The 18788-nt window shown below is 42.4% G+C and carries 15 protein-coding genes; 5 read left to right on the plus strand and 10 right to left on the minus strand.

Annotated elements, in window-relative coordinates; translation table 11 throughout:
* Nucleotides 1-111: 111 nt before the first annotated feature.
* The gene (locus BV375_RS37355; protein ID WP_086767833.1) at nucleotides 112-324 is read right to left on the minus strand and encodes a hypothetical protein; all 213 of its coding nucleotides are present in this window, start codon (nucleotides 322-324) and stop codon (nucleotides 112-114) included.
* A gap of 307 nt (nucleotides 325-631) precedes the next feature.
* On the opposite strand from BV375_RS37355, the gene BV375_RS31425 reads away from it, so the two are divergent.
* On the plus strand, nucleotides 632-1903 hold the full coding sequence (locus tag BV375_RS31425; protein ID WP_086767835.1) for an MFS transporter: 1272 nt from the start codon (nucleotides 632-634) through the stop codon (nucleotides 1901-1903).
* A 119-nt stretch (nucleotides 1904-2022) separates the two neighbouring features.
* Here the strand turns inward: BV375_RS31425 and nifE are convergent, their stop codons facing one another.
* Complete coding sequence (gene nifE, locus BV375_RS31430; protein WP_086767837.1) at nucleotides 2023-3435, minus strand: nitrogenase iron-molybdenum cofactor biosynthesis protein NifE; 1413 nt, start codon at nucleotides 3433-3435, stop codon at nucleotides 2023-2025.
* 903 nt (nucleotides 3436-4338) lie between these two features.
* Between nifE and BV375_RS37360 the strand changes: the two genes are divergently transcribed.
* Both BV375_RS37360 and BV375_RS31435 read left to right on the plus strand, forming a co-directional pair.
* Nucleotides 4339-4494 (plus strand): hypothetical protein, encoded by a 156-nt coding sequence (locus BV375_RS37360; protein WP_166507573.1) that lies wholly within the window; start codon nucleotides 4339-4341, stop codon nucleotides 4492-4494.
* 127 nt (nucleotides 4495-4621) lie between these two features.
* A complete protein-coding gene (locus tag BV375_RS31435; protein ID WP_086767839.1) occupies nucleotides 4622-5626 on the plus strand; it encodes an aldo/keto reductase in 1005 nt (334 codons plus the stop codon).
* A 740-nt stretch (nucleotides 5627-6366) separates the two neighbouring features.
* On the opposite strand, the gene BV375_RS31440 is transcribed toward BV375_RS31435, so the two are convergent.
* Entirely contained in the window at nucleotides 6367-7239 is an 873-nt protein-coding gene (locus BV375_RS31440) for a CmcJ/NvfI family oxidoreductase (RefSeq protein ID WP_086767841.1), read from the minus strand.
* Nucleotides 7240-8104: 865 nt separating this feature from the next.
* Between BV375_RS31440 and BV375_RS31445 the strand changes: the two genes are divergently transcribed.
* Both BV375_RS31445 and BV375_RS36340 read left to right on the plus strand, forming a co-directional pair.
* Nucleotides 8105-9439 (plus strand): LLM class flavin-dependent oxidoreductase, encoded by a 1335-nt coding sequence (locus BV375_RS31445; RefSeq protein WP_086767843.1) that lies wholly within the window; start codon nucleotides 8105-8107, stop codon nucleotides 9437-9439.
* Between the two features lie 61 nt (nucleotides 9440-9500).
* Nucleotides 9501-9695, plus strand: a complete 195-nt coding sequence (locus BV375_RS36340) for a hypothetical protein (RefSeq protein ID WP_134076231.1) — start codon at nucleotides 9501-9503, stop codon at nucleotides 9693-9695.
* A gap of 383 nt (nucleotides 9696-10078) precedes the next feature.
* Here the strand turns inward: BV375_RS36340 and BV375_RS31450 are convergent, their stop codons facing one another.
* The 7 genes from BV375_RS31450 to BV375_RS31480 all read right to left on the minus strand — a co-directional run bounded on the left by BV375_RS31450 (nucleotide 10079) and on the right by BV375_RS31480 (nucleotide 18483).
* Entirely contained in the window at nucleotides 10079-10750 is a 672-nt protein-coding gene (locus tag BV375_RS31450) for an HAD family hydrolase (RefSeq protein ID WP_086767845.1), read from the minus strand.
* A 275-nt stretch (nucleotides 10751-11025) separates the two neighbouring features.
* On the minus strand, nucleotides 11026-11904 hold the full coding sequence (locus tag BV375_RS31455) for a bile acid:sodium symporter (RefSeq protein WP_086767846.1): 879 nt from the start codon (nucleotides 11902-11904) through the stop codon (nucleotides 11026-11028).
* A gap of 125 nt (nucleotides 11905-12029) precedes the next feature.
* Nucleotides 12030-14390, minus strand: a complete 2361-nt coding sequence (locus BV375_RS31460) for an arylsulfatase (RefSeq protein WP_086767848.1) — start codon at nucleotides 14388-14390, stop codon at nucleotides 12030-12032.
* Entirely contained in the window at nucleotides 14380-15330 is a 951-nt protein-coding gene (locus BV375_RS31465; RefSeq protein ID WP_086767855.1) for a formylglycine-generating enzyme family protein, read from the minus strand. Before BV375_RS31465 ends, BV375_RS31460 begins: the two co-directional genes overlap by 11 nt.
* A 420-nt stretch (nucleotides 15331-15750) precedes the next feature.
* Nucleotides 15751-16425: an HAD-IA family hydrolase gene (locus BV375_RS31470; RefSeq protein WP_086767849.1), complete on the minus strand. Its 675-nt coding sequence runs from the start codon at nucleotides 16423-16425 to the stop codon at nucleotides 15751-15753.
* Between the two features lie 79 nt (nucleotides 16426-16504).
* Entirely contained in the window at nucleotides 16505-16846 is a 342-nt protein-coding gene (locus BV375_RS31475; protein WP_086767851.1) for a 4Fe-4S binding protein, read from the minus strand.
* Nucleotides 16843-18483, minus strand: a complete 1641-nt coding sequence (locus BV375_RS31480) for an FAD-binding protein (RefSeq protein WP_243714109.1) — start codon at nucleotides 18481-18483, stop codon at nucleotides 16843-16845. Before BV375_RS31480 ends, BV375_RS31475 begins: the two co-directional genes overlap by 4 nt.
* Between the last annotated feature and the right edge of the window lie 305 nt (nucleotides 18484-18788).

Consider the following 18788-nt stretch of genomic DNA (forward strand, 5'->3'; position numbering starts at 1 on the left):
CCAAGCCTTCAGATGGAGTGGCTTTTATCTCAAACACTTTAACCCGAACTCAGGTATTTTAGATTGTGAAACATCTATTGGATAAGCGTTTCAAATTTCCATCTGTCGCAATCATTTTTCAAATTGGTATAACTGTTCTATCATCAGGATATGCAAAGTCGTATGCTGGGCTTCTTCCAGCCAGTGATTCCGTAGTAGACCGATACCCTCACAGCGACTACCAAAACCGATTTCAAACTCTTCAGTGAAACGGCGAAACAGGCGAATGTGCTTACTTTCTTCAGCAGAGTGAAGCTGGGTTTGGGTGGCAGTGATTTCTTCCAATCGTGTGGTCTTGACATGATTGATCGCACAAGGAACAATGAACTCTTCTACCAGATCGAATAGGTGCAGATAGCTATTGCCACGAATCTGGTTCAGAAAGTGAGAAAACCTATCGACGACAGCAGTCAGGTCAACAACCCTTTGTCTTTTTAATGGCGAGTGTCAAACGACGCTCCCTCAATAACCATTTGCTATATTTTTCAATACTCAATGGGCAAAAGTGTTAGCTCAGATAGATCAGCGATTTGCGACTATTCACCAATTATTAGATAATCTAATTATTAGTAGACCATAATGAATTTTCCTCATGAAAATTTGGAATAGACAATTAGGGGAAAGCATCAGTAATATCACGTACCACTATTTACCTGCCTTGCGCTGGCGTAACTTTCGTCTGTTTTTTGGCGGGCAGTTACTATCAATGTCTGGGACATTTATGACCCAGCAGTTAACTATTCCTTGGTTGGTATACGATTTGACTAAATCCGCTTGGTTATTAGGGGTTGCAGGATTTGTACAATTTTTACCGACGTTATTACTGATTCCCTTTTCGGGTATATTGTCCGATCGCTGGAGTCGTCGTGACTTGTTAATGCTGGTGCAGATATTAGGAATTAGCGTTTCCTTGGCGTTAACAATTCTGACCTTTACCAATTGGATTACCTTTCCTATTCTATTGGTACTGAGTGTTCTCAATGGTTTGCTCAAGGGATTAGATATGCCCGTGCGCCATACAATCGTCACCGAAACCGTAGACGATCGCGCTGATTGGAGTAATGCGATCGCCTTGAATTCTGTGATGTTAAGTTCCTCTCTAGTATTGGGGCCTGCGCTCGGCGGGATTTTGATTGCTACGCTAGGAGTACAATACTGTTTTCTCTACGATACCCTCAGCTATATCCCCGCTATCCTTACCATACTAGCGATGCGGCTACCAGCCAGATCGATGCAGAGCCTTACAGGTATTAGGGATACTTTGCTGAAATTGTGGGAGGGGTTTGAATATGTCTGCAACTTTCAGGCAATTAGACTAATTTTACTCACACTGACGTTAAATGGTTTAGTCGGAATGTCTCATATTGCACTTATGCCCGTCTTTGCAGCTAAGATTTTAAATGGAGATGCAACAACAATGGCTCACCTCAGCACCGCAGCACCGATTGGATCGTTGCTTGCTTGTGTGTATCTAAGTATGCGGCGAGGGATTGGAGGCTTAGAGCGTGTAATTTTAGTCGCTCAGGTTGCGATCGGCATGAGTCTGATATCCTTCTCACTATCGCGTCAAGTTGGGCTATCCATCATCATACTGGTGTTTACAGGCTGCTTTAGCATTCTACAAATTACTAGTAGCAATATGATTATTCAAACCCTAGTTGCTGAGGATAAACGCGGACGAGTCATGAGTTTTTATGCCCTAGCAAATGTGGGTACAATCCCATTTGGGAATTTGCTAGCTGGAACTTTAGCAGACAAGTTTGGTGCGACTAATGCCTTAATTGTCTGTGGTAGTTTGAGTATTTTAGGCGCGCTATGGTTCTCTACACAATTGCCAACAGTCAGACGTTGGAGCGAGCGCTAAACAAACCGCTTCTCTTTAGAGAACAAAGCACATCTCTGTGAAATAATCATCTCCCGCTACACCTTAAAAGTATAGTGGGAGACGAGCGATTACACCGAATTTGCAGAATAAAATGGCGCCTATAACTGATAGCTAATTTTTGCATCCCAAGGAGCAGGTTTGCTAATTTGCTTCCATATAGGACTGTACAAGACTTCATGCAATTCACGTGCTAGTACTAACAAACCTGCATAACCAGCATAAGCATGGTGACGTTCATGGTTAATGTCTAAAAAAGGAATTCTCGCTTTGAGTGCTGTATATTTATTGCCAGCCCCAGTAATCAATATATCGGCTTTCGTTTGATTTAATACCTTTAATATTACTGGGGGAGTTGTATCAGCTAAAAGCATTCCATTTGCACCAAGATATTGTTTAATTTTAGCTTTCTCTTCTTCCGTTGTTTTGCCATCTGTAGCTGCAATAACTTCCATTCCTAAGTCTTGAGCCGCTAAAATAAGTGACCAACTTTTCACACCACCAGTAGAAAGCAGAATTCGCTTACCTTTTAAATTGGCAAGATAAGGAGCTAAAGCAATATCGAGAGCAGTATTTTCTTGGGCAATTAACTTTTCTGTACGTTCTTGCAGATCATGGGCAAGAATAGTATCTCCCAAAGTAAGGCTTAATTTTTCTGCAATATTCCGCAAACAATTGTTTAAGTTAGTTGCACCATAGAAAGATTCTTCAATATAAAGAATTCCATAGCGTTCTGCCATTGTTTGAGCCATTTGTATAGCTACATTTGAGCAAAGTACTACATTTAATTTGGCACGATGAGCATAGCAAACTTCTTGATAACGCGCATCACCTGTAATTTTTGCAAGAACGCGAATCCCCATTTTTTGAAACAATGGTAAAATATTCCACGTTTCACCTGCAACATTATAATCACCAACAATATTAATATCGAATGGTGTAGTAAATTCCGGTTCAGCTGTACCAATGACAGCATTTAATAAAGTTTCATTACCGATGCGATTTCCTAAATTTTTACTACCAAGAAATCCAGGCGCACTTACAGCAATTACTGGAATATTAATTGCTTTTGTAGCTAGTTTACACACATTCTCAATATCATCACCAATCAAAGCAGAGACACAAGTTGCGTAAACAAAAATAGCAGATGGATGATAGCGTTGAGCAACATCTACAATTGCTTTGTACAGTTTCTTTTCTCCACCAAAAACGATATTACCTTCACTAAAGTCAGTAGTAAAAGCAGTTTGGTATAACTGCGAGCCTGATGAAAGGCTACCATGAGTTGCCCAAGGATTGTGTGTACAAGAAACAGCACCATGTACTAAATGAACAACATCAGTAATAGCGCCAATAGAAACCATCGCGCCATCAAAAGGGCAATTTCCTTGAGTTGAACCTGGTTGTGGTGGTTTAGTGCAAGTGAGTTTTTTCTTAGCAGTGAATTTTTTCTGGTTAGCTTTGCAAGGTGTTACGCTCAGTGGTTGATTAATTATTACTTGAGTGTTTTTCATGCTTTTCCTCGCGCTGAAGATGAATCTAAAATAGCTAATAATGAGAAGTTAGGATGATTATTTTCTTTCTATCTCCTATTTTCATTACTTACGCATTTTGCTTTCTAGCCTCCACTTGTATTTCTAGATAGTGGTAGACAGAGTTCATTGAAATTAATTTCTGAAAAATTACAAAAAACAGCAACTAATGCAATAGCATTTCCGATGAAATCAGTAACTACTCTAATGCATCCTGTATTTTCAGAAAGATATGCATGAGGTACATCTTAGCCTCTAGCCCCTCAACACAAGGAGATGTAACTCACTCAAACGAGAAACACTAAAATTTTCTCACTAATATTAGCTTTCCTAAATATTAGCATAACTACAATTATTTAACTAAAGTCTTGTTTTTATATTTAGAGAATATATATTATTAAATAGTTCGGCAGAATAATTAGACACTTTCGTTTTCTGTACCTTATATTCTGCTGTACAGTTAAACCAATCTCTTAAAGTTTTAACTAATACTTTAATATGTATTTTATTTAACACTAATGACACCTTATATTTAGTATATTATAATTAGATTAATTTTAATATACTATATTTCTATAGTCTAACCGGATTATGCTATATAATTTCTCTTTAAATTTGCAAAGTATCGACAATTTTCACTATGGTTTTTAGTATCTGTCTTGATTTGACGCTCGGTGGCGATCGCTTTGCGGTTCTGACAGATTTTGCCAAAAGCCGCCTCAGGAGCATCCCACTTTTTTAATTACAGTCATTGCAAGCGAAACGAAGTAAAGCGAAGCAATCGCAGAATCACTAACTAAGAACGCGTCTATGCGATTGCTTCGTCGTTCCTCCTCTCTACGAGACGCTACGCGCTAAGCGAAGCTATGCCGAAGGCTTTACGCAATGACAGGTAATTTTTCCTGGCTGCGAAATAAAAACTGGGATGCACCCAGCCGCCTCTCCCAAGTATTTGCTGATTTACTGTTCCATATTTCTCATTTATATGCAATTCTTAATCTTGTATTCATTAACTCCGGTAAACCGATTGAGTTAAAGTAGTATTTATGCTAGCTTTTGCAAAGTAATGCTCATAGCCCTGCAATTCTCTAGGTAAATCATTGTTAAAAGGCTATAGCAATATCACACAACATTACTAAGTATCCCAAAAAAAAGTAGAGCAGACAGTATGACCAAATATGTAAATCTTGGCAAAACTGGACTAAAAGTATCGCGTATTACCCTCGGTACGATGACTTATGGCTCTCGAAAATTACGCGAATGGGTATTAGAAGAAGAAGAAAGTCGCCCATTTATCAAACTGGCTTTGGATTTGGGAATTAATTTCTTTGATACCGCAGATGTTTATTCATTGGGTGCTAGTGAAGAAATTGTTGGACGAGCATTGAAAGACTTTGCTCAACGAGATCAAGTTGCGATCGCGACCAAAGTACATGGTAAAGTCGGTGATGGACCGAATGACCGAGGGCTATCTCGCAAACATATTTTCGATAGCATTGATGCTTCTTTGCGGCGGCTACAAACAGATTATGTAGACTTGTACCAAATTCACCGTTGGGATTATGAAACACCAATTGAAGAAACCCTAGAAGCACTGCATGATATTGTCAAAGTCGGTAAAGTTCGTTATTTAGGAATTTCTAGCGTTTTTGCATGGCAACTTGCGAAAGCCCTCTATACAGCAGATATTCACGGCTGGACTCGTTTTGTCTCGATTCAAAATCACTACAACCTAGTTTATCGAGAAGAAGAACGAGAAGTTATACCCCTAGCGCTAGATCAAGGAATTGGTATTATTCCTTGGAGTCCCTTGGCGCGGGGATTTTTAGCAGGAAATCGCAGCAAGGCCGACTATGGCGAAACTCTGCGTGCAAAAACGGACGAATTTGCTCACAATCTCTACTATCAAGATTCGGATTTTCAAGTAGTTGATCGCGTCGTTGAATTAGCAGCAAAAAGAGGCGTTAAACCCACACAGATTGCTCTAGCTTGGCTATTGCATCAACCAGGTGTCACCTCTCCTATCATTGGCGCTAGCAAGATAGAACACCTCAAAGAGGCTGTCGAGGCAGTAGATTTAGAGCTTTCTGAAGAAGAACTCAAATTCTTAGAAGAGCCTTACACACCACATCCCATCTTAGGGCATCAGTATCCATCAGGAAATCGTCCTTAGAGGAAGCAGCGCCTCGGCTCCCTTCGACTACGCTCAGTGCAAGCCGCTCGGCGACCAGAAGTAGAGGAAGAAACTAACAAGAGTATATCCTCATAGCTGTCTTCTTCTTCTACTCATCATTTGGAATAAGGCGATCGCTCTTATAAAATGTTTGGATGGTAAAAGCGATCGCAGATTTCAATGAGCAAGTATTTTGCTCAAAAATGGCTCAAGTATCCATTATCAACAGCTAAAATCGGCGTTGCATAAATGCAGTATGAATTAAGATTTTTGACCAAAGCTAAAGATTGATTCTACCCTTCTCCTGTCGGAGACGCTACGCGTAGCTTGCTTAAGCGTAGGGGTACGGGAACACTTGCAGCGAACGCCCAACGTCGAATGCGCGAAACAAAATTCATTCCATCAATCAGCAACGCCCGATTTTTTTATCTAATAGACTTCTTGCAAAAATCCGAATAAGAATAAAAAAACCACAGATGTAGACACGAAGTGGCTTCCCGTAGGGTACACAGATAAACACCGATATTTATCTGTGTTCATCTGCGTTTATCTGTGGTTCGATATTCAAAAAATCGACTTATGCAAAGGTCTAATGAAAATGTAGTGGCGTATCACAGCTACTTTTGTTCAGGCTGAAATTGCATAATTCGGGCGGGCTGCCCAGCCCACCCTACAATATTTCTAGAAATCTCTAGATATTTTAGATATGCAAACTAGATGTGGTTTAGCTCATAACTCATCTATGCAGGATAAAAGACCAATGTTCGCAACTCAATACTTTGTCTTGCAGGCGCATCTGCGGGACTAGTTGGATCGTCAAAGGCTGAGTGGGCAGAAAAACGAGCAGGACCGTTTTCTGCGGAGTCGAAACATTTAATAAATATTACTTCGTTGGGTCGCATTTGGGGGAAATAGTACCATTTATGTTCTGGATTGTATGTGACAGCGTAGGTTTCACCGATGCGATCCGGATATACTAAATCACTCGGTACAAGTTCTTGTGGTGCAATACTTCTGGCATCAGTCAACGCTAATGGTGATTCTTGAATTATGTCAGCAATTCCGCGCCACACATTGATGATGGCAAATCGTTGTTTTAACAGTGCCTCAATCTCGTCATTATCTAAGCCTCTTTTTTCTAACTCCCAACGCGCCCTTGTATAGCCAGATTTAGCAGTAAAGTCGTTGTGTACGCGCTTGCCAGGTTCTCTAATTTTATTTTCGCCTGGCTTGCTTAAATCAGCATTACGCAGAGTGCGATCGAATATCACTACTTTAGTTGCACCTGTGACATCTTTTAATAATTGCTCTGCTTCTGGATAATAAACCTGAGTTACTTCGTCTTCGTCATAAAAGTTCTGGACATTGGTATTATGCTCGGTAAATGCAAATCCTTCTTGGTCTAGCAAGATATCCTTTGAGATGAAACGAGCATTGTAGATTCGCAGTTTGTGTATCTCATAGGCAGTATTTGATCGGGGTGTTCCTGATGGTGGTTCATAAGTATAATTGACAGGTTTTTGGTCCATCGGAACTAGGTAATTGAGGTTGGCCTCTACGTATGGCAAATCTTGAAAGGTCGATTTATCGATAACTTGGCTGTTGAAGCTCATATTTTATGGCCTTTTGATTGCAGATAATTTGGACTCAAGACTTATACACAAAGGTTATCTGTTGCGGCTAAGTTCAACACCTAATTTCTGATATGGGAATCTCTTTTGATTCTTGAAACTATCATCTCTACTTAGAGCTTAGTTGTATGATTGGTCATACCAACACTACTACGTGGATTTGAAAAATCAGATAGAAATTTGATAGTAAAGCCAGAAGACATCTACAACTGATGTCTTCTGTACGTGGCTATGCCAATTGCAGTAGATTAAAAAATACTTATTGTCGATTGACTTGCAGTAGATTAATGTAATAATAATAATTGAAATACAAATAAGATACAAGCTCTTTGTCAATAAACTATACATTTTGCTCAATACCTTTGCTAATTAACGAAGCTTAAACAGCAGATTAAATCGAGCAAATATAAGTGGAATAGGTGAGATTGTAGAAAATCTTTGTCTAGGAATAGACTACTGGATGGTAGGTGAACTTTTGCAGTTGGAGGATAGTTTAAATATCATAATTTTTGATAAAATTGTCACTAATAATACTTGATTTTGTCAAATGAATCTGGTAAAAACCCTATATAAAAATTAGGTTAATATCTCTAATAAAGATTTGTGAATTAAACCTAATGTAGAGACTAGAAAAATTGGCGATCGCTAACTTAGTTCCAGACGACTTACGCTTACAACTGTTTTTGAGATGAAAGTTGGGAGATGATGGCGCACATGCTCAATATAGCCGCGATCGCATATTTAGACTATTAGGATACATTCTAATTAATGAAATTCAACGCCAGGTAGAAGAACACTAATTTAATACCTAAAATCCAAAATCCTTGCATTGTGTGACGGAGGGCTAATGAGCGGAGCAAAGCAATTGAAACTAGGTGCATTCATGCGTCCGGTAAGCATACATACAGGTGCTTGGCGTTATCCTGGGGCTTTACCTGATGCCAATTTCAACTTCCCGGCGCAGAAACAATTTATCCAGAAACTAGAGCAGGGCAAATTTGACGCTTTTTTCATGGCCGATCACTTGGCGCTGCTGAATATGCCTATCAACGCTCTCAAGCGCAGTCACACCGTCACTTCCTTCGAGCCTTTCACTCTGCTTTCTGCCCTCGCCAGCGTTACCGAACACATCGGCCTAGTAGCTACAGCTTCCACGACCTATGACGCACCTTTCCACATCGCTCGTCGCTTTGCATCTCTCGACCATATTAGCGGTGGTCGCGCCGGCTGGAACATCGTCACTACATCCAATCCAGACGCAGCGCTCAACTTCGGTTTAAAAGAAGAAATAGAGCATGACGAACGCTACACACGGGCTAGGGAATTCTATGATGTTGTCACAGGTCTTTGGGATTCTTTCGCCGATGATGCATTTATCCGGGATGTAGAATTGGGAATTTATTTCGATCCTGAGAAAGTTCACGTTCTGGGTCATCAGGGAAAATATCTCTCGGTGCGCGGGCCATTGAACATTGCTAGACCTGTCCAAGGTTGGCCTGTGATCGTCCAGGCGGGTGCATCGGATGCAGGACGACAATTAGCTGCGGAAACCGCTGAGGTCGTGTTTGCACCAGCTGGTAATCTGGAGGCAGGTAAGGCTTTATTTGCTGACATTAAGGGACGGGCACGGGCAATTGGACGTGACCCAGACAGCATCAAAATTCTTCCAGGGGCTTTAACCATCGTGGGCGAAACTATGGAAGAAGCGATCGCCAAGCGTAAACATTTAGACAGTCTAGTACACTATGACAGTGGGATCGCCAGCTTGAATAGTGCCCTTGGCTATGATGTTTCCGGTTTCGATCCGGACGGTCCCTTGCCAGAAATCCCCCAAACCAACGGCAGTAAAAGTGCAAGAGAACGAGTAATAGCGCTGGCGCAACATGAAAAGCTAACTATTCGGCAGCTGGCGCAACGTTTCGGTAGTTACGGCGGACTGGCTTTTATCGGTACGCCTCAAACCATCGCCGATGAGATGGAGCAATGGTTGACTGAAGAAGGATCTGACGGCTTCAACATCATGTTCTCTTTTCTGCCTGAAGGTTTGAACGATTTTGTAGACAAGGTTGTACCAGAACTGCAAAGGCGTGGGCTTTTCCGTAAAGAGTATGAGGGGAAGACGCTGCGGGAAAATTTGGGACTGGCGCGTCCCGCCAACCGCTTCTTCGAGAGCGATCGCTGATTTTGGCGGTTGGATATGTTGCAAAGATGCAGCCCCACAGAGGGCGCACCATCTGCTACGAATGAAAAACTCGCTGGCTATGGATAGTGCGATCGCCTCAGGACTAGAAACGTTCGTTGATTTTGTAGTCCCAGAACTGTGCCGCCGCTTAATTTTCCACACTGAGTATACTGGCTGCACTCTGCGGGAGGATTATGGCTTGGAACGCCCAGAAAGCCGATATACTCGCGAAAAATGCCAAGCGGTTCTCGCCTAAAGAATTACACAAACCTGAGTTCGGGTTAAGCCAGAAGCTAAAAAGCTTATTGTGTATAGATTGAGCAAAATTCTAAGTGGTAAAAGAAGTGATTAAAGTGGAATCGTTTCGTCAATAAGGTTCACAAATGAGATTAATATCAACAACATGCCTTATTGAAAATATATGAAAACAAAGTTTCAGACCAGACAACGAAAAATCAAGGGGTTTGAGGATTTCTTATCCCGAACTCAGGTTACACAAGCTAGATATCGGAGATTAAAAGTTCAAAGCCCGTGCCATTGGAGAATATGAAATTAACGACAAACCGCTGCCGGAGAGAGGATTCTTTTAAGGCTGGAGGATGCAGGGGACAGGGGGAACTCTAAATTCCCAATCCCCAGCTACAGCATTTGAGCAAGCTGCCGCATATCGTTAAAAACTATCTTGGCTCCAGCATCAAAAAGAGCAGTGCGTAGACGCGCAGCGGCTTGTCGTGAGACATCGCTATGTTGAGCATAGCCAAAAACGGTCATTCCTGCGGCGGATGCTGCTTGTACGCCCGGTACAGAATCTTCAATTACAACACAATCCTCCGGATTTTCGTTCATTTGCTCGGCTGCATAGAGATACACATCGGGAAAAGGTTTAGGGCGCGAAACATCATTAGCACTATATAAATTGCCATCAAATTGATGCAGCAACTCCGTTAATTTCAATACCATTTGAATATGACGGTGGCTGCTATTTGATGCCACACATTTGGGTAATGTAATCTGCTCCAATACTTCGCTAATGCCTGGAACTGGTTTTAGTTCTTGCTGCAAGGGAGCGATTTCTCGCTCTTTACAAAGTTCCACAAAGTTTTTGGGCAATGGTTTGTTGTAAGATGTCTCGATAATCTCTAAACAGGTTTTTAAGGACTTGCCAATAAATTTTTGAGTTACTTCTGCATAGGTGATAGGAAAGCCAGCTTCAGTGAGCGTTTCTGCAAAAATGCGATTAAGAATTGGTTCGCTATCCACCAAAACTCCATCACAATCAAAAATCACAAGCTCGAACCGATTTTTACCCATGTTGTTGCCTCAAATTTAGGATTTTACCATAGGAGTAATAACTAAATATTCTTAAATATTTAAGAGCGATCGCCAAGGAATTTTCTAGAATAAAAAACCCACCCGCGCTAACGCACACCCTCCCTTTAGCAATAGCAGGGTTGGGGAGGGGTAAAACTCTATGCAACTTTACGAAGAATTGGTATTACTATTTAAAGATATTTTTGATTTATTTTAATAAAAATAAATTTTTAAAGTAATATTTTCTCTATTTTTCACTAGTAAATAAGATACGTTTATCCTGGTGTCTCTAACTGTTTGATGTCTCCATCCTTTGGTTGGTCTATTTCTATAAACTTTGGCCCGGCAATGATAACTGTCACCATCATTAATATACTCGTCACCATGATGATGCTCACCACACTGGGATCGTCAAAATTACTTGTACCTACTAATAATGCTGCTGCAAAATTGCGTTGGGCTGTTCCGACTCCTAGCACTCTTTGAGTGTCAAGACCAGGCCCGCCTAAAAGATAACCAACGCTAAAGGAAAAGATAATAAATACTGCACAAACAACGATTGCACCTGTTTTTAATAAACCGATAATGTCCGTAGTGTGAATTATTAATCTGACTGCTAAACCTAAAAGTAATCCTGCATTAGATAATTTGAATAAAATAGGCCGGATAGTCGGAGCGATCGCCGCAAATTTGGCTTTGATGAATAGTCCAATTACTAAGGGAATGACCATCATCAATAACAAGGGTTTTGCAATATCCCAAGAGTTGATTTCCACACCTTGCACCACTAAGGGCAGTACTATTGGCATATAAAAAATAGTGCCAAGTATCAGCAACATCATTAATCCCACAGAAAAGGCTATATTGCCCTTAACTATTTGAGCAAGTTTAGGCAAAGCTGGCGGGCCTGATGCTACTGCCATGATAAGTAAACCATCTCTGAGTCCTTCACTAAGAGGCACTATTTGTACTAGCAAATAAACAAAAACTGGCACCAATACAAAATTTGTTAGCAAAGACAAGATGACAAGCCTAGGGCTGCGGAGTGGTTCCCAAATTTGTTGTATTGTTAGGCTTAAACCTGCACCTAACATAGTGAAAACAATGAATGTGAATAGTGCAAGTTTGTCGATTATTACTAATATTTCATTCATGATTTATAGGAGGATTGGTTATGGGGCATGGGTCATTGGGCATTGGGCATTATTATTTCTCCTGTACCCTCGGTCGCCGAGCGGAGTCGAGGCGCTGCTTCCTCATTTCCATGCCCCAATCTTGACTACTTCAACTCCAGGCTGACTTGTTGTAAGTTACCTGTGAAGGTAAAGGGTACTTGGTAGGTGTCAACAACGGGAGTACCTGTGTCTCTTCCCACATCAAAGGTTTCGTCTAGAGCTAAACGGTAAGCGATGGTTTTATCAACTCGACCTTCAGCTAAGAGTTGGTCATTAATGAATAATTTGCCGATTCCGCCTGCACCTACACCACCGTCATAATCAAAATTGAACCGGATTATAGATTTACCAGGAGGCAGTTTTTCTCTTGATTGAATGATGTAGCGGGCTGTATTGGCATAGTTATAAATATATGTAGGCTTGCCATCCTCAAGGAAAAAACTCCAGCCAGCAAAGCGACCACCTTGAGTCAAGAGGACACCTTCTGCGCCGTTTTCCGGAACTTCTACATTAGCTGTAATACTGAAGGAGCGATTTTTTAAATTTGGGGCGCTACCTTCTGGGATACCAACTGTACCAGGATAGTAGGTGAATGTTGTGCGTCCTCTGGTGAGGTTGGGACGAATTTTCACATCAAACCTTTCAGCAAGGCGATCGTCTAGTGGTAATACGTTATGCTTCTGGGCTTCTTTTAAAAACAACTTTTGCAGTTTTTCTAGCTTATCGGGGTTTGCCTTGGCTAGATTATTCGCCTCGCTAAAATCTTCGGCAATGTTGTACAGTTCCCACTCATCTGTATCAAAGCTGCCTTTTGTAGTTCGTTCCCAAGGTAAGCGACCATGACGCGCCGCCGCTATCCAACCGTGATCGTAAATGGCTCGGTTGCCCAGCATCTCGAAATACTGGGTTTGGCGATGAGAAGGTACATCAGGATTATCGAAGGTATAAGCAAGGCTAGTGCCCTCAATTGGTTGTTGTTTGACACCATTCACTTCTTTCGGGACAGTAATTCCCGCTACTTCTAAAATGGTGGGTGCAATATCAATGACATGATGAAATTGGCTACGGATGCCACCTTGGTCTTTAATATTTGCGCCCCAGGAAATCACCAAGGGGTTGCGAGTACCACCAAAGTGAGAGGCAATTTGCTTTGTCCACTGGAAGGGACTGCTAACTGCCCATGCCCAAGCAGCAGGAAAATGGTTAAATGTTTTGGGGCTACCCAAGTCATCATAGGCAGCCAGTAGTTGTTGCAGATTTTCGGGTACACCATTGAAAACTTGGAGTTCGTTGACGCTACCTGTTAATCCGCCTTCTGCACTAGCACCGTTATCTCCGACAACGTAAATTACTAAGGTGTTATCCAGTTCACCCAGTTGGTCAACGGCATTAATTAGCCTACCTACTTCATAATCTGTATGACCTAAAAATCCAGCAAATACTTCGGCCATGTGGGCATAGAGTTTTTGCTGTTCTGCTGAGAGGGAATCCCACGCTGGCAATTCTTGAGGGCGCGGGGTGAGTTGGGCATTAGCAAGAATTACACCCAGTTGTTTTTGTCGGGCAAAGGTTTCTTCGCGTAATTGATCCCAGCCTTGGTCAAATTTGCCTTTGTACTTGTCAATCCACTCTTTGGGGGCGTGGTGGGGTGCGTGGGTAGCTCCGGTAGCGAGATAGGCGAAAAAGGGTTTTTCTGGCGCAATGGATTGTTGGTTGCGAATCCAGGCGATCGCATGGTCTACTAAGTCAGGAGTTAGGTGATAATCTGGCTTATTAGGTTTGTCTATACGCTTAGTATTTTCCACTAAAGCCGGACTCCACTGGTTAGTATCACCACCAAGGAAGCCGTAAAAATACTCAAATCCTAAGCCTGTAGGCCAGCGATCGAAAGGCCCGGCAGCGCTAGTTTCAAAATCTGGGGTGTTGTGCCATTTACCGAAAGCGGCTGTGTTATAGCCATTTTGTCGCAGGATTTCGGCAACGGTGGCAGCACTCTTGGGCAAAATCGTTGTGTAGCCAGGATAACCTGTAGCTAATTCCTCAACTACCCCTGTATTCACTGAATGGTGATTGCGTCCAGTTAACAAAGCTGCCCTGGTAGGCGAACACAGGGCTGTGGTGTGAAATTGGTTGTAGCGTAATCCTTTTTCGGCTAGGCGTGTCAAATTTGGAGTGTCTACCGGGCCACCAAAGGTACTGGCTTGTCCAAAGCCGACATCATCTAATATGACTAGCAAGACGTTGGGCGCTTTGGCTGGGGCAGCGATGGATTGGGGAAAGTCTGGTTGTGAATCTTTATAGGTGAGGCCGATTTTACCCTTAAACTCTGGTACAGGCAGGGGTAATACCTCAGATGTAGCAGCTAGGGCGGGGCTATTGATCGTTAACAAAGCGATTAGCAAAGATAAAGCGATCGCCTTGGCAATTTCTCGAAACAATTTCCAGTGCTTGGATTTAAACTTCATTCTTTATCCTTTCTGTAGTCAGGTTCTTCACTAAGCGAAATCCGATATGAGTGGTTCCCGTATCCGGGGCTTGAGATTCTCGCGCTGCTGGACGGAAGCGGCTGCAATAGTTAGGCGCACACAAATAAGAGCCACCTTTAATTACGTGTAGGGCTTTTTCGGTGGGTTTATTGGGGTCAAAACTTTGTTCCGGGCCTGTAGGATTGACACTGTGGGTTTTGTGGTTGTGTCCTGGCATAAACCAATCGGATGTTAATTCCCAGACATTACCTGTCATGTCATAAAGACCATAACCGTTGGGTGGAAAGGAACCAACGGGGGCAATACCTGCGTAACCATCTTTTTTGGTATTGAAAAACGGAAAGATTCCTTGCCAAGTATTGGCTTTTTTCTCCGAGTATTGATCGCCCCAAGCATAAGTTGCACCATTTAACCCACCACGAGCAGCGTATTCCCACTGGGCTTCGGTGGGTAGTGATTTTCCTGCCCATTGGGCGTAAGCTACAGCGTCTTCGTAGGCAATATGAACGACTGGATAGTTGCCTGGATGTGCGATCTCTCTGCCAAACGGATTTTGCCAATTCGCCCCAGTCTGCCAATGCCACCAACTCAGTTGCTTTGCTCCTGGTTGTGCTATTGCAAAAACTAAAGAACCGGGTAATCTCTGCTCATCTGGCAAGTCGGGAAACTGTTCCTTTGATAAGGGGCGTTCTGCAACTGTGACATAGCCTGTTGCTTTGACAAACGCTGCAAATTGTGAATTTGTCACCTCATATTTATCGATACAAAAGGAACTAACTCTTACCTCTTGATCTGAGAGTTCTTCTATATAACCTGAATTATCTGACCCCATCGTGAATTTCCCACCGGGAATCATTACCATTTCTGGGGGACAGGGATTTACAGTAGCGGCAAAGGCAGGAGGAATTATGAGAGCGATCGCTACTCCTACAACCAATAACAGCGCTAAAAAACTTTTACTTAACACAGTGGTGTTGACTGCTAACAAGAAGAAATAAAAATGACTCAGTATTGCTGATAAATATTCATCAGTCTATTAATATGCAAAAAATTAGCAGTTTTTTCATTCATCAAAAATTGCCAGGAATTTGCATTAATTTAAACAAGTTTATATTGTTTTAAATTTGTGTCATACTATATATCGATAGTTTTACCGTATTTTAAGACAATATTGATAACCTACCTCTTAAGCAAAAATAAGTCAAGAACTTTGTTTGCTGGCATTGATATAGCCGGAAAACTCCTCAAGTATCATGATAGAAGGATTCCTGATTCAGACAACGGTTATCGATATGCCCTGTCACCAAAAGTCATAAACTTATTACATATTCTTCGCTAGTTATGAGCGATCGCATTTCATTAAGTAAATTTTATCGAGCCGTTTGATCAGATATCTCATGTTAGAGAATACATGATTTTGTTCCTCTGCTCCCTCCTCATGAGAATATTTCAAAGCATAGATTCCGGCTGAATATGCGGCTTGAATTCCTACATCGCTATCTTCAATGACAACACAAGATTCGGGCGAGAATCCCATTTTATCTGCTGCGTACAAAAATAAACCGGGAGCGGGTTTCCACGAGCCTACATCATAAGAACTAAACAAGCGATGTCTGACGACAAGCCGCTCCGCGTCTACGCCAAAGTAATGCGATAGATTTGTTACATTAAGAGCCTGGCGAATTTTTGCTATGGGCGCGCTTGAAGCTACACAAGCAGGATATTCTAAGGTTTTTAACATCTCTGGAACACCTGTTATTGGTTGCAAGTAAAATTCAAATAATTCATTCACCCTGTGGCGATATGTTACCTCAAAATCTCTGGGCAGCTTTTCGCCATACCTCATTTCTATGTCAGCTAAAATTAAAGCTAGCTTTCTGCCACGATATCTAAGAATCAGACTGTCAACTGACTCATTGATAAAAGGTAGCAGATCGATAAATGCTTGATTACAAAGCCTCTCACTGTCAACTAACGTTCCATCTAAATCAAAAATGATACAAAGATGCTTCATTTATGAAAAACAACAAAAGAAATTATTCTGTTTCAAATCGTTGACGGTTAACTGTTAACAGTCAACCGTCAACAGTCAACTAACTTTGATAGGGACGTGGTAGTTGACGAAGTTTATGCGCAGTATCTAATTCACTATTGTTTTTTCTGCCATATCCCCAACCTAAGATGCGACGATATTCACCCATAATGTCACTTTCAATTAAATCATCCTCGTTGACTGCAACATTAGTATGAGATTGGGGTGCAACATAGAGTGCATCTGCTGGACAGTATGCTTCACACATGAAACAAGTTTGACAGTCTTCCTGCCGAGCGATCGCAGGTGGTTGGTTGGGAACTGCATCAAAGACGTTGGTAGGGCATACTTGAACGCAGACATTGCAATTAATGCACAGTTGATGGCTGACAAGCTCGATCATGATACTGAAGCTGTAGTTTGAGTTGTTAATACTGATGGTGTAGCTGTTGCATCCTTAATCCAATCCCGTCTCACCCACAGCTTGTCTAAGCCGCCTGTAGCTTGGTAATAACGCTGATTGGGATCGGTTTCGGGATAATCTACACGAATATGTTCGCTGCGGGTTTCCGTGCGATGTAAAGCACTAAAATATCCCCATCGGGCTACAGCCACCAGAGCAGCAGCTCGCCGAGAAAATTCAACATCGCGCACGGTATCTTGTTTTGGATTCCCTTGTACTTGCTGCCACAGGGTTTCTAATTTAGCGAGAGAATCTAAAAGTTTCTGCTCAGAACGCAAGTAATTCTTTTCTAAGGGGAACACCTCAGCTTGGACACCACGCACGATCGCCTGACTATCGAATGTTTCAGTGGTGGTAGACTGGGAACGCATTCCCGCTTGACCCGCAGGACGTACAACCCGTTCATGAGCATGAGCACCTAGACTCTTGGCAAAGGCGGCTGCACCTTCTCCAGCCCATTGTCCTGTAGAGATTGCCCAAGCAGCATTAGGGCCACCACCCCCAGAAGCTAAACCTGCTAAAAATTCCCGCGATGCGGCATCACCAGCAGCGTAGAGTCCAGGTACTTTTGTACCGCAATTATCATTGATAATCCGAATTCCACCTGTACCCCGAACTGTACCTTCTAAAACCAGTGTTACAGGTACTCGTTCTTTATAGGGGTCAATGCCAGCTTTTTTATAGGGTAAAAAGGCGATGAAATGAGACTTTTCAATCACTGCCTTGACTTCAGGTGTGGCTCGATCCAAACGAGCATAAACAGGGCCTTTCAAGAGGGCGTTAGGGAGGAACGCGGGATCGCGACGACCATTGATATAGCCACCTAAATCGTTACCTGCTTCATCGGTATAACTAGCCCAACCAAAAGGAACACCCCTTGTGACTGTGGCATTAAAAGCAGTTGAGATGGCATAGTGATTAGAAGCCTCCATACTAGAGAGTTCACCACCAGCTTCCACCGCCATCAGCAATCCATCACCTGTATTCGTATTGCAACCTAAGACTTTACTCAAGAATGCACAACCACCATTCGCCAGAACTACTGCACCAGCGCGAACGGTATAGGTGCGATGATTTTGCCGCTGTACACCTCTAGCTCCAGCTACCGAGCCGTCCTCAGCTAATAGTAGTTCTAGAGCCGGGCTTTGGTCGAGAATTTGCACACCCACACGTAACAGGTGTTTGCGAAGTACCCGCATATATTCCGGGCCATAATAACTTTGGCGTACAGATTCCCCATTTTCTTTCGGGAAACGATAGCCCCAATCTTCCACTAGGGGCAAACTCAACCAAGTTTTTTCGATGACACGCTCGATCCAACGTAAGTTAGCGAGGTTCTTCCCTACGAGGTAACGTTCCGATACAACTTTGTCCCAATGTTCTGGAGAAGGGGCCATGATGCCATTCCCACTGGCTGCCGCAGCTCCACTCGTACCCAAATAGCCTTTATCGGCAATGATGACTTTCACACCTTGAGCGGCGGCGGCCGATGCTGCCCAGGCTGCGGCAGGCCCGCCACCAATTACCAGCACGTCAGCAGTTAGTTGTAGTTCCGTTTCGCTATCAACTGTGAGCAATTCTTTTTCCTCCTTGTTGGTAGTTGCACCCTCTTTGGGGAATTCAAAATCAATAACCCCGCAGATAAATCTAGGGGGTCGAATTCATCTGGTCACGGAGCTTGCCGAAGTGTTGTTTGGCAAGTTACGTAAGTCGGCAGCAAGTTCAAGCAGTATTGATTAACATATGATTTCAGATAATATGATACCCTAATTGTTAGGTTTTCAAAATAAAATATGGCAAATTAATTTGATTGATAAAAAAACGAACCGCTAATACCAATTCACGAAAAGCCTGATACAAATAAAGCGTCAAGAATAAAATC

This window comes from Nostoc sp. 106C, assembly GCF_002154725.1.
Taxonomy (GTDB): domain Bacteria; phylum Cyanobacteriota; class Cyanobacteriia; order Cyanobacteriales; family Nostocaceae; genus Aulosira.

Excerpts from the sequence above, each read along its gene's own strand:
- BV375_RS31425 (WP_086767835.1), top strand. The coding sequence starts at position 632 with ATGAAAATTTGGAATAGACAATTAGGGGAAAGCATCAGTAATATCACG.
- nifE (WP_086767837.1), bottom strand. The coding sequence starts at position 3,435 with ATGAAAAACACTCAAGTAATAATTAATCAACCACTGAGCGTAACACCT.
- BV375_RS37360 (WP_166507573.1), top strand. The coding sequence starts at position 4,339 with ATGACAGGTAATTTTTCCTGGCTGCGAAATAAAAACTGGGATGCACCC.
- BV375_RS31435 (WP_086767839.1), top strand. The coding sequence starts at position 4,622 with ATGACCAAATATGTAAATCTTGGCAAAACTGGACTAAAAGTATCGCGT.
- BV375_RS31440 (WP_086767841.1), bottom strand. The coding sequence starts at position 7,239 with ATGAGCTTCAACAGCCAAGTTATCGATAAATCGACCTTTCAAGATTTG.
- BV375_RS31445 (WP_086767843.1), top strand. The coding sequence starts at position 8,105 with ATGAGCGGAGCAAAGCAATTGAAACTAGGTGCATTCATGCGTCCGGTA.
- BV375_RS36340 (WP_134076231.1), top strand. The coding sequence starts at position 9,501 with ATGAAAAACTCGCTGGCTATGGATAGTGCGATCGCCTCAGGACTAGAA.
- BV375_RS31450 (WP_086767845.1), bottom strand. The coding sequence starts at position 10,750 with ATGGGTAAAAATCGGTTCGAGCTTGTGATTTTTGATTGTGATGGAGTT.
- BV375_RS31455 (WP_086767846.1), bottom strand. The coding sequence starts at position 11,904 with ATGAATGAAATATTAGTAATAATCGACAAACTTGCACTATTCACATTC.
- BV375_RS31460 (WP_086767848.1), bottom strand. The coding sequence starts at position 14,390 with ATGAAGTTTAAATCCAAGCACTGGAAATTGTTTCGAGAAATTGCCAAG.
- BV375_RS31470 (WP_086767849.1), bottom strand. The coding sequence starts at position 16,425 with ATGAAGCATCTTTGTATCATTTTTGATTTAGATGGAACGTTAGTTGAC.
- BV375_RS31475 (WP_086767851.1), bottom strand. The coding sequence starts at position 16,846 with ATGATCGAGCTTGTCAGCCATCAACTGTGCATTAATTGCAATGTCTGC.